The organism is Duganella phyllosphaerae (assembly GCF_001758785.1).
GTDB lineage: Bacteria > Pseudomonadota > Gammaproteobacteria > Burkholderiales > Burkholderiaceae_D > Rugamonas > Rugamonas phyllosphaerae.
The window spans coordinates 1-11,406 of record NZ_LROM01000052.1 but is presented as its reverse complement, the minus strand read 5'-3'; the positions used below and the strand labels follow the sequence as shown (position 1 = coordinate 11,406).

At 60.7% G+C, this 11,406-nt stretch carries 12 protein-coding genes; 7 read left to right on the top strand and 5 right to left on the bottom strand.

Annotation, left to right across the window (positions count from 1 at the left end; translation table 11 throughout):
- Positions 1-30: 30 nt before the first annotated feature.
- Positions 31-375, bottom strand: a complete 345-nt coding sequence (fliE, locus tag DUPY_RS04615) for a flagellar hook-basal body complex protein FliE (protein WP_070246665.1) — start codon at positions 373-375, stop codon at positions 31-33.
- Positions 376-979: 604 nt separating this feature from the next.
- On the opposite strand from fliE, the gene DUPY_RS04610 reads away from it, so the two are divergent.
- The 7 genes from DUPY_RS04610 to DUPY_RS04580 are packed head-to-tail and all read left to right on the top strand — an operon-like array spanning position 980 to position 7,381.
- A complete protein-coding gene (locus DUPY_RS04610) occupies positions 980-1,918 on the top strand; it encodes a FliM/FliN family flagellar motor switch protein (RefSeq protein WP_229255237.1) in 939 nt (312 codons plus the stop codon).
- A 2-nt stretch (positions 1,919-1,920) separates the two neighbouring features.
- Positions 1,921-2,298 (top strand): FliM/FliN family flagellar motor switch protein, encoded by a 378-nt coding sequence (locus DUPY_RS04605; protein ID WP_070246663.1) that lies wholly within the window; start codon positions 1,921-1,923, stop codon positions 2,296-2,298.
- Positions 2,295-3,071, top strand: a complete 777-nt coding sequence (gene fliP / locus DUPY_RS04600; protein WP_141749421.1) for a flagellar type III secretion system pore protein FliP — start codon at positions 2,295-2,297, stop codon at positions 3,069-3,071. Before DUPY_RS04605 ends, fliP begins: the two co-directional genes overlap by 4 nt.
- Positions 3,072-3,088: 17 nt before the next feature.
- Positions 3,089-3,361 (top strand): flagellar biosynthesis protein FliQ, encoded by a 273-nt coding sequence (fliQ, locus tag DUPY_RS04595; protein ID WP_070246662.1) that lies wholly within the window; start codon positions 3,089-3,091, stop codon positions 3,359-3,361.
- Positions 3,362-3,370: 9 nt separating this feature from the next.
- The gene (locus tag DUPY_RS04590) at positions 3,371-4,165 is read left to right on the top strand and encodes a flagellar biosynthetic protein FliR (RefSeq protein ID WP_070246661.1); all 795 of its coding nucleotides are present in this window, start codon (positions 3,371-3,373) and stop codon (positions 4,163-4,165) included.
- Positions 4,158-5,297 (top strand): EscU/YscU/HrcU family type III secretion system export apparatus switch protein, encoded by a 1,140-nt coding sequence (locus tag DUPY_RS04585; protein ID WP_070246660.1) that lies wholly within the window; start codon positions 4,158-4,160, stop codon positions 5,295-5,297. Before DUPY_RS04590 ends, DUPY_RS04585 begins: the two co-directional genes overlap by 8 nt.
- Positions 5,294-7,381 carry a flagellar biosynthesis protein FlhA gene (locus DUPY_RS04580; protein ID WP_070246659.1) on the top strand — a complete coding sequence of 696 codons (2,088 nt, stop codon included), beginning with the start codon at positions 5,294-5,296 and terminating at the stop codon, positions 7,379-7,381. Before DUPY_RS04585 ends, DUPY_RS04580 begins: the two co-directional genes overlap by 4 nt.
- On the opposite strand, the gene DUPY_RS04575 is transcribed toward DUPY_RS04580, so the two are convergent.
- The 4 genes from DUPY_RS04575 to DUPY_RS04560 all read right to left on the bottom strand — a co-directional run.
- Entirely contained in the window at positions 7,378-8,292 is a 915-nt protein-coding gene (locus tag DUPY_RS04575) for a hypothetical protein (RefSeq protein ID WP_070246658.1), read from the bottom strand. The genes DUPY_RS04580 and DUPY_RS04575 overlap by 4 nt on opposite strands.
- A 112-nt stretch (positions 8,293-8,404) precedes the next feature.
- Positions 8,405-9,283, bottom strand: a complete 879-nt coding sequence (locus DUPY_RS04570; protein ID WP_070246657.1) for a flagellin N-terminal helical domain-containing protein — start codon at positions 9,281-9,283, stop codon at positions 8,405-8,407.
- A 195-nt stretch (positions 9,284-9,478) separates the two neighbouring features.
- Entirely contained in the window at positions 9,479-10,354 is an 876-nt protein-coding gene (locus tag DUPY_RS04565) for a flagellin N-terminal helical domain-containing protein (RefSeq protein WP_070246656.1), read from the bottom strand.
- A 183-nt stretch (positions 10,355-10,537) separates the two neighbouring features.
- Positions 10,538-11,406, bottom strand: an 869-nt coding sequence (locus tag DUPY_RS04560) for a flagellin N-terminal helical domain-containing protein (RefSeq protein WP_071651583.1), incomplete at its 5' end; no start/stop codon positions are given.

Genomic DNA, 11,406 nt, shown 5'->3' with positions numbered 1-11,406 from the left:
TGAACTTTCGCGGGCGGTGTCAGCGGGTCATTACAGCGGCAGTTTGATGAGCTCGTCGAGCCCGCCCATCACCTTGTTGCGCACTTGCATCAGCATGGAGAAGGACAGGCTCGCTTCCTGGCTCGACAACATGGCGCCGACCAGGTCGTCGCTCTTGCCCGATTCGACGTCGGCCATCTTCTGGCCGGCGGCGACATCGCCGTCGTTGATCTTGCCGATGGTGTCCTGCATGGCCTGGGCAAACGAGAAGCCCTGGTGGGGCGTAGCGCCACCGAACTGGCTGGCGGCCGAGACCGCAGTGTTCGACAGTGCTTGCGCGGCGTTGGTCAGCGCTGCCAGGTCGGCCTGGATCAGACCTGCGATTCCGTTACTCATTGCTACCTCCGGTTACTTACAGCGTTGATGTCCCTAACATAGCCATATTGCCTTTACCCAGCAAGCGCCGCGTGGTGCAACGTGCGACTGGCTATCTCATCCATGCTACACATGCAGACTGCATGTCACACTTTTGTCCGGCAAACAGTGACAGAGATACCTGTCCAGGTGTATCGGACGCTGATCAGGTTCAAAAAATGGTGGGGGAAATCCGAAAAAATTTCACGTTTGACCGCCGCCTGCAAAAGCGACCTGCCGCGTTTCAAAAAACCGATGCATCATGTTTTCTATAAGGAAATATCGTTATAAATCATTCACTAAGCACGATGACTATGGCTTTGTTGCGTTGCAGCGTATACCAACCAATACCGAGCCAAGCTTACCGGCTGGCAATACTCCTGTAAAGGTTTATTTGCCCGCCGTAAACATCACGCGACACTCTCGATGACACAATTCAAACCGAATATTGTTCAATGGCAATAATGTGAAATATCGGGTATGCTTTGGCTTCCGGACCTCCCCAACTTTCAGTTATGCTGTTGCATTGAATAAATTTTAGGTGCGTACGCTCCCGTGGTCCTGTTGTTTGCGATCCGGAGGTGAGATGATGCAGCGTAGTGACATTCAGTGTGATTTCCCGGACCAGCCCGATACGACAATGACGAAACAAACAGTGCAACATCAAGTTCTGGACCCCTCACTGCTGGGTCGTCCCGTGCACCTGCTGCCCATTTTTGCGGCGCAGTTGCGCGACGACCTCATGCAGTCGATGCGGTTGAACATGAACCGGCGCTACTGGGGCGGCTTCCAGGTCGAGGATGTGCAGTTTTCACGCATCGATGGCGCCAATACGCCCAACAGCCGGTGGCTCAGCTTTGCGGCGCCCGCTGGCCAGATCGCTTTTTCACTCGAACGCAAAGTGTTGCTCAGCGTACTCAACTATCGATATGGAAGTGGCGCCAAGAGTGACTCGGTGCCTGAAGTGGACGAAGCGAGCGTGCGCGTCACTGCGACCGAGGAGCGCCTCGCTGTGGTATTGGGGCAACAGTTGGCCGGCACCCTGGCCGGGCGCATCGAGGCCAACCTGCCGCCCGGCGGCAAGCCGCTGGCCGACGATGATGGCGCTGCGGTGGAAGATTATGGTTTCAAGCCGACTACCGGCGCCCAGCCCGCCAAGGGCGCCTGGGTGATCGTGGTCACGTTGGCGGGCGCTAACAGTGGTGCGACCGCCGGTCGCTTCTGGTTCGCGCTCGACAAGCAATTGATGGCCGGCGTGCTGCGCGGCCTGTTGCGCGATCGGGACGGCGCCAAAAAGCGCAAGCCCGCCGGTCCGCTGGCGCAGCGCTTGCATCTGGGCCTGATTGGTCGCCTGGCCAGCAAGGAAGTCATGCTGGGCAGCCTGTATGACTTGCAGGTCGGCGATATTATCCCGATCAGTTTGCATCGAGCCGACGTCCTGCTCGAGGACTCGCGCCTGTTTACCGCTGCTGTGACCGAGCACAAGGGCAAGCTCTGCCTAACCTCCTTTGAAGACGCTGAATAACGATGAACATGAATGTAGCCAACCCCAACGACGCCATGCTGGAAGACCTGTCCGACGAAATGATCATTGAGCAGGTCGGTGGAGAGTTGACCGAAAGCACGCATGCGGTAGCTGCTCCGCGTCGCGACCTGCCTGCCATGATGCGCAAGATCCCGGTCACGCTGACGCTCGAAGTGGGCTCGGCGCGCATATCGCTGGAAGAATTGATGGCGATCGGCCCCGACAGTGTGGTCGAGCTCGATGTGCTCGCTGGCGAGCCGCTGGTCATCAAGGTCAACGGCACCGCCATCGGCCGCGCCGAAGTGGTGGTGGCCGGCGAGAATTACGGCCTCAAGGTACTCGACCTCGACGGCCTGAACCTGGACCTGATGACTCCATGACCGTGGTAACGCCGATGACTGGCAAGCTGACGATGGGCAAGCTGACCACAGCCGCCGCGCTCGTTGCAGCGCTGTCCCTGCTGCCGGGCGCCGCCCACGCGGTCGACCTGCTGGCCAACGTGGTGCCGGGCGCCAAGACCGAGCTGACGGTCAAGATGCAGATCCTGATCATCATGACCTTGCTGGGCCTGCTCCCGGTGATGGTCATGATGATGACCAGTTTTACCCGTTTCGTGATCGTGCTGTCGCTGTTGCGCCAGGCCCTGGGCCTGCAGCAGGGCTTGCCCAACCGGGTGATTACCGGCGTGGCGCTGATCCTCACCCTGCTGGTGATGCGCCCGATCGGCGATCAGATCTGGACCGAGGCATTCGTGCCCTACGACCAGGACAAGATCGGTCTCGACAGCGCGCTGCAGATCGCCCAGCAGCCAGTGTCGCGCTTCATGCTGGCACAAACCAGCAAGGCTGCACTCAGGCAGATCGCCCACCTGGCCGGCGAAGACAACGTCACCGATCCCACCAAGCACGCGTTTACCGTGAAGCTGGCGGCATTCGTGCTGTCGGAACTGAAAACCGCGTTCCAGATCGGCTGCATGCTGTTCATTCCGTTTTTGGTGATCGACCTGGTGGTGGCCTCGGTGCTAATGGCCATGGGCATGATGATGCTCTCGCCATTGGTCATTTCTTTGCCGTTCAAGCTGCTGCTGTTCGTGCTGGTCGATGGTTGGACGCTGACGGTCAATACGCTCGTCACCAGTATCCAGGCCTACTGACGCCGAAGGGATAACTCGTGCTGACTCCTGAAATCGCCGTCGACCTGGTGGCCGAATCGCTGCACATGGTAATGCTGCTGGTGGTAATGCTGGTCGTCCCCGGCCTGGTCGTGGGGCTTCTGGTAGCGCTGTTCCAGGCCGCCACCCAGATCAACGAACAGACGCTGAGCTTTCTACCCAAGCTGCTGGTGACCCTGCTGGCGGTGATCCTGATGGGACGCTGGATGTCGGGCTACCTGATGGATTACTGCGTCTCGATCTTCACCCGCGCAGCCACCCTGGTCGGCTAGCTGTTGCGCATGGAACCGGTCCTGGCCAATCTGCTGCCCATGCTCACCGCCATCTGGTGGCCGTTCTGCCGCATCCTCGCCATGTTCATCGGTGCGCCGGTGCTGGGCGAGGTGGTCACGCCGGTGACGGTACGCATCCTGCTTGCGCTGGTGCTGTCGATTGTCATGCTGCCGCTTACTGGCGGAGTCGGGGGGCAGGTGGCACCGATCGATCCGTTTTCCATGCATGGCGTGGTCGCCACCATCGAGCAGGCCATCATCGGCTTTGTGCTGGGACTGGCGTTTCACTTTGCAATGTCGGTTATCGGCGTGCTCGGCTACGTGGTGACGTCGCAGATGGGCCTGTCGATGGCGGTCATGAACGATCCGCTCAACGGCCAGTCGTCGGACGTGGTGTCGGCGCTGCTGTCCACGCTGGCCATCATCATCTTCTTTGCCATCGACGGCCACCTCGTGCTCACCAACATCCTGGGCCAGAGTTTTCAGGCCTGGCCGCTGGGCCACGGCTACTCGCCGCTGCTGCTCAATACAGTGGCCTACAACGTCGCCTGGATCTTTTCAGCGGCCATGCTGCTGGCCTTGCCGGTAGTGTTTTCTACCATCGTGGTACAGCTCGGTTTCGGCTTTCTCAACCGGGTGGCGCCGAGTCTGAACCTGTTTTCGCTGGGCTTTGCGGTGATCACGATCTTCGGCCTGATGATGCTGGCCGAGTTGGTCCGATTCATTCCAGAACACTATGTAAGCATGACCAACCAGGTGCTGGAAATGATACGCCAGCAGATGCAGGCGAGCAGACATGGCTGACCAGAGCACCGGTGACAAAACCGAAAAGGCGTCACAACAGAAAATCAAGAAATCGCGTGACGAAGGGCAGGTGGTGCGCTCGCGTGACCTGGCCACTGCGATAGGCATCCTGGTCAGTCTGAAGCTGTTTGTGTACCTGCTGCCGAGCTATATGACCGACATTAACGAGATTTTCCACCAGGCGTTCGCGCCGTTCGACAGCGAGGGAGCGATCGACAACACCATGTCCACGCTGTTCCTCACCTCGGTGCTGCTGTTCATCAAGATGGTGCTGCCGCTGTTTGTGGTCTCGCTGTGCATCATGATGGGCGCCATGATTCCGGGTGGGTGGGTAGTCTCGACCAAGAATTGGGCCCCCAAGTTGTCGCGCATGAGTCCAGCAGCCAACCTGGGCCGATTATTTGGCGGCAAACATGCGTTCGAGTTGCTGGTGTCGATCGCCAAGGCAGGCGTGCTCATCGCGGTCCTGATCCACATCACGCGCGCTACCACCGCGTCGTACACCGGCCTGCAGCTGATGCCGATGGGGCAGGCGATTACGGCGGGCGCCAGCCTGATGCTCGACGGCCTGATGTCGCTCGTTGCCGTGTTCGTGATCTTTGCCCTGGTCGACGTGCCGGCGCAGGCGTATTTCTTCGCCAAGAACCAGCGCATGAGCAAGCACGACCAGAAGGAAGAACACAAGACCAGCGAGGGACGTCCGGAAGTGAAAGGGCGCATCCGCCAGCTGCAGCGCGCACTGGCACGCGGCAGCGCCCGCAAGACGGTACCCACGGCCGATGTCGTCATCGTCAACCCCGAGCATTACGCGGTAGCGCTGAAATACGACCATGACCGTGCCGAGGCACCGTTCGTTGTGGCCAAGGGCGTCGACGAGATGGCGCTGTACATCCGCCAACTGGCCAAAGAATTCGAGATCGAAGTGATGGAATTGCCGCCGCTGGCGCGCGCCATCTACAACACCAGCCAGGTCAACCAGCAGATCCCGGTGCAGCTGTACCAGGCGGTCTCGCAGGTGCTCAATTACGTGCTGCAGTTGCGCGCATTCCACAGCGGTCGCCGCAACGCCCGGCCATTGGCTCCTACCGAAGTTGCAGTACCCACATCCATGAGCGAGGTTAAGCAGTCATGAATTTCTTTAAAGCGCTGATTACGGAAGCGCGGCGCCACAAGTTCGCCACGCCGGCGTTCCTGCTGGCGATCCTGGCGATGATCATCCTGCCGTTGCCGCCATTCCTGCTGGACGTGATGTTTACGTTCAACATCGTGCTGGCCCTGATCGTCATCATGGTATCGGTGTCGGCCAAGCGGCCGCTCGACTTCTCGGTGTTCCCGACCGTGATTCTGGCCACCACCATGCTGCGGCTGACCTTGAACGTGGCGTCCACCCGGGTGGTGCTGCTGCACGGCCACGAGGGCACCGATGCGGCCGGTGCGGTGATCGAGGCGTTCGGCCATGTGGTCATCGGTGGCAACTACGTGGTCGGTATCGTGGTGTTCGTGATCCTGATGATCATTAACTTCATGGTGGTGACCAAGGGTGCCGAACGGATCTCGGAAGTATCGGCACGGTTTACCCTGGACGCGCTGCCCGGCAAACAGATGGCAATCGACGCCGACCTCAATGCCGGCCTGATCAATCAGGAACAAGCGCAAGTACGCCGCAAGGACGTGGCGGCCGAAGCCGATTTCTACGGCGCCATGGATGGCGCCTCCAAGTTCGTGCGCGGCGATGCCGTGGCCAGCATTCTGATTCTGATCATCAACATGGTGGGCGGTGTGGCTATCGGCGCCATCATGCAGGACATGTCGTTCGGCGATGCGTTCAAACAATACGCGCTGCTGACCATCGGTGACGGCCTGGTCGCGCAAATCCCTGCGTTGCTGCTGTCGGCCGCCTCCGCCATCCTGGTGACCCGTATCTCGGACACCGGTGACTTTGAGCAGCAGGTGGGCAACCAGGTGCTGACGTCGCCGCAGGTGATGTTCAGCGCCGCCGGCATGATGTTTATCCTGGCCCTGGTGCCGGGCATGCCGTGGCAGATGTTCATGCCGTTTGCGCTGGTACTGGCGTACGTGGGGTGGAAGCTGGGGCAGCGCGTCAAGGCGCCCGACAACACCCACATCGAGGCTATCGAAAGGGCGCTGCGCGAGGACGGCGCGCCCGAACTGGACTGGAACAGCCTGCCGGCCACGCAGCCGCTGCAAGTAGCGCTTGGCTACAAGCTGGTATCCCTGATCGACAAGTCGCACGGCGAGCCGCTGGTCAAGCGCGTGCGCGGGGTCCGCCAGAGCGTGTCCGAAGCGATGGGCTTGTTGCTGCCGCCGATCTCTGTGCGCGACGATCTCGGCATGAAGCCATCGCAGTACGCCGTCATCCTGTCGGGCAGCGTGGTCGCGCAAGCGGAGGTATTTGCCGACCGGCTGATGGCGATCCCGTCGCCCAACGTGTACGGCAGCATCGATGGCATCCCCGGCATCGAGCCGGCTTACGGCATGCCAGTGACTTGGATCGAGACCAGCGAAAAGGCCAACGCGCTGGGGCTCGGCTACCAGGTGGTGGAAACGTCGAGCGCGATTGCCACCCATCTGTCCAAGCTGATCCGTGAATACTTGCCGGAACTGTTCCGACACGAGGACGTGCCGGCCATGCTCGAACGCCTGACCGCGCTTTCGCCCAAGCTGGCCAGCACGCTGGACAAGTCGCTCACGCACACGCAGTTGTTGCGCGTGTTTCGGGTGCTGCTGGCGGAAAACGTCTCGCTGAAGGATATCGTGCCGATCGCTACCACCCTGGTGGACAGCTCGGAGACGACCAAGGATCCGATCTTGCTGGCAGCCGAAGTGCGCTGCGCGCTGCGGCGCCAGATCGTCACTTCGCTGTTTGGCCAGCGCACGGAAATGCAGGCATTTAACCTGGGCGGCGACCTGGAAAACATGCTGCTCGGTTCACTGAACCAGGCCCGCCAGGGCGGCAAGGTGGTCCTCGACAACTACCCGATCGACCCCAACCTGCTCGCCCAGCTGCAAGTGAACATGCCGGTGGCGCGCGAGCAAATGAAGCAACAGGCGACGCCGCCACTGCTGCTGGTGCTGCCGCAGATCCGTCCGCTGCTGGCCCGTTATGCGCGCCTGTTTGCGCCCGGCCTGCACGTCCTGTCGTACAACGAAATTCCCGAGAACCGCGAAGTGAGCATCATCGGCACGGTCGGCTAAACTTGCGCTGGCTGGGGCTGAGAGAGCAGGACGGCGATGTCGGCCATGGCCTTGAACAGCGGCGCCGTCAGCAGGGCGGTGTGCGCCGGTGTGGGGTCGAGTTCCGGGCCGCTGGCCGGTATCGTGCGGCGCAAGTGGCAGCGCACCACGGTCAGGCCGTAGCGGTTGACGAGCGCCGCCAGTTGCGGCAGCGCTTCGCGCATGTATTGCATGGCGGAGGTGTGCGCTGCCCCCACCTCCATCAGCAGGCCCTTGGCGCTGGTGGGCTCCACCTGGATCACCACCCGGCCCAGGCCTTGCAACATCAATTCGAGACGCAAGGCCACGCGCGCGCGCCGGCGTTGCCGGCGGTCCGCTTCCTCATCTTCCCGAACCACCACTTTCAATACCAGGCGCTCCGTGCCCCAAGCAAACACGGCAAAGCGCCATGGCTCCATTTCAGTGACCAGCGGCAGGCCGGGCCGGCCTTCGCGCACGGCCGACGGATTGTGGTCGGCCATGAACAGGCTCGCTGGCACATGCTGGCCCTTCGATTGTTCGAGCCAGGCGGCGCGCTGCTGACCGTAGGCGCGCACCATGACCTGCCACGACGCGGCCATCATGGCGGCGTCGGGTGGATGCGAAGTAAGCTGGCGGGCAAAGAGCTGGTTGGGACGCATGGCTGACGACAGCAGCGTGTCGGCACCGTCAAGCAGCGCTTCGGCCATCGCCATCGCCTGCAGCCCGGGCTGGGAGGGCGGCGCCTCCGGCCCGTCGAGGATGGCCCCGCTGGCGAGGGGCACGGCCGGCGGCAGGGTGGGCACCGGGAAACGGCTGGTGGAGTCGAGAGGGCCACGCACGACCGGACCTGGCTGGGTATGCCGGTCGGGAATGCTGACGGATCGCGCCGTGGCGCCGATACGATCTACCATCGGAGTCGCTCTGGTTATCTAGATTTAACAACACTAAAAAAAAGCCAACCGAATCGTTCCGGCTGGCCTCCTTGCTGCGCCGGCCCGCGCAGGGGCCGTTGCATTATACCTATTATTGCAGCAGGGACATGACCATAGAGGACATGCTGTTGCTTTGCTTGAGCATGGCGGTGCCCGCTTGCAGCAGCATTTGCGAGGCGGTCATGTTCGAGCTTTCGGTGGCGAAGTCGGTGTCCATGATGCGGCCGGTGGCAGCCTTGGTGTTGGTCGCAATGTTCGACAGGTTGCTGTTGACGTGGTCCAGGCGGTTGGCGGTAGCGCCCAGGGCCGAACGGATGGTGCTGACGTCATTGATGGCTTTTTCCAGCTTGTCGATGGCGCCGTTGGCGGCGGTGCCGGTGGTCAGCTCGGCAGCGTTGGTGATCGACGTGGCAGCGAAATTCGACGACAGGCCGGTCAGCTTGGCGTTCAGCGAGGTCAGGTTGCTGGTGACGTCGAAGGTCATTTTTTCGGTCGAGCTGGCGCCGATCTGGAACGTCATCGACGACGACAGGGTGCCGGTGGCGCCGGTGCCATTGCCCAGCAGCTTGGTGCCGCCGAACGTGGTGTTGGTCATCACGTTGTACAGTTCGGTGCCGAGCGCATCGTATTCGGCTTGCATGGCTTTGCGGTCGTCGGTGCTCGACGAGGCATCGGCAGCCTGGGTGGCCAGGTCTTTCATGCGGACCAGCATGTTGGTCACTTCGTTGAAGGCGCCTTCGGCGGTCTGCAACATCGAGGTGCTGTTCTGGGTGTTGCTCATTGCCACGGTCATGCCACTGGTCTGGGCTTTCAGACGGGTGGCGATCTGCAGGCCTGCCGCGTCATCCATTGCCGAGTTGACGCGGAAGCCGGTGCTCAGGCGGGTCATCGAGGTCGACAGGTTCGACTGGGTGTTGCCGATCGAATTTTGCGCGGACAGCGAAGCGAAGTTGGTGTGGAGACTCAGCATGGTACGTTTCCTAAAGAATGTAATCGGTGAGGAGCGCGTATCGGTGCGCCCTTACCAGTACAAGACGACCAACGACAACTGCTTATTAAGTTCCATGTGGAAATAAAATGAAAATACATGCAAAAAAACGGACGTGCGGACGAAAAAAAACCCAACCGTCTCAACGGTTGGGTTTTTTGGAGTGCGACAACTAGTTTATTGCAGCAGCGACATGACCATCGAGGACATGCTGTTGCTCTGCTTGAGCATCGCGGTACCGGCTTGCAGCAGCATCTGCGAGGCGGTCATGTTCGAGCTTTCAGTGGCGAAGTCGGTGTCCATGATGCGGCCCGTCGCAGCCTTGGTGTTGGTGGCGATGTTCGACAGGTTGTTGTTGACGTGGTCGAGGCGGTTGGCAGCGGCGCCCAGTGCCGAACGGATGGTGCTGACGTCGTTGATGGCGGTGGTCAGGGTGCCGATGGTGGCATTGGCACTCGAGGTCAGTTCGGTCGCTATGGTCGAGCCGCCCGAACGGAAGTTGGTGCTCAGGTTCGACAGCGAGGTGTTCAGCGAGCTCAGGTTGGTCGAGACGTTGAAGCTCATGGTTTCGCTCGAGCTCGCGCCGATCTGGAACGTCATCGACGTCGACAGCGTGCCGTCGGTTGCGGCACTACCTTTGCCCAGCAGCTTGGAGCCGCCGAACGTGGTGTTGGTCATTACGTTGTACAGTTCCTGGCCCAGTGCGTTGTATTCAGCCTGCATCGCGGTCTTGTCGTCTGCGCTCGACGACGCATCGGCAGCCTGGGTGGCCAGGTCCTTCATGCGCACCAGCATGTTGGTGACTTCGCTGAATGCGCCTTCAGCCGTTTGCAGCATCGAGGTGGAATTCTGGGTGTTGCTCATTGCCACGGCCATGCCGCTGGTTTGGGCTTTCAGGCGGGTAGCGATCTGCAGGCCGGCAGCATCATCCATCGCCGAATTGACGCGGAAGCCGGTGCTCAGGCGGGTCATCGAGGTAGACAGTTTCGACTGGGTGTTGCCGATCGAGTTTTGTGCGGACAGCGAAGCGAAGTTGGTGTGAAGACTCAGCATGGTACAGCTCCTAAAGGGTGGGGTCGATTCGGAGCGTCAGCAACTGCGCTCTTACCAGTACAAGACGACCATCAAGCTGCGGTTATTAAATTCCACGCGGAAATAAATTAAAAAGACGAAAAAAAGCCAACCGCCGCAGCGGTTGGCTTTTTGATCTTTCGGTTCGCTGGCGAACAGGATAAATTATTGCAGCAACGACATGACCATCGAGGACATGCTGTTGCTTTGCTTGAGCATGGCCGTGCCGGCCTGCAGCAACATTTGCGAGGCAGTCATGTTCGAGCTTTCGGTGGCGAAGTCGGTGTCCATGATGCGGCCGGTCGCAGCCTTGGTGTTGGTGGCGATGTTCGACAGATTGTTGTTGACGTGGTCGAGGCGGTTGGCAGCGGCGCCCAGTGCCGAACGGATGGTGCTGACGTCGTTGATCGCGGTGGCCAGCAGGCCGATGCTGCTGTTGGCGGTCGAAGTCAACTCGGTTGCGCCAGTCGAGCCTGCGCTCGAGAAGTTCTTCGTCAGCGCGGCCAGCGACGAGTTCAGCGAGCTCAGGTTGGTCGAGACGTTGAAGCTCATGGTTTCGCTCGAGCTGGCGCCGATCTGGAACGTCATCGAGGCCGACAGCGTGCCGTCGGCCGCCGCGCTGCCTTTGCCCAGCAGCTTGGAGCCGCCGAACGTGGTGTTGGTCATTACGTTGTACAGTTCCTGGCCCAGTGCATTGTATTCAGCCTGCATGGCGGTCTTGTCGTCGGCGCTCGACGATGCATCGGCAGCCTGGGTGGCCAGGTCTTTCATGCGCACCAGCATATTGGTCACTTCGTTGAACGCGCCTTCGGCGGTCTGCAGCATCGAGGTGGAATTCTGGGTGTTGCTCATGGCAACGGACATGCCGCTGGTCTGGGCTTTCAGACGGGTGGCGATCTGCAGTCCGGCAGCGTCGTCCATGGCCGAGTTGACACGGAAGCCGGTGCTCAGGCGGGTCATCGAGGTCGACAGCTTCGATTGGGTGTTGCCGATCGAGTTTTGTGCGGACAGCGAAGCGAAGTTGGTGTGAAGAC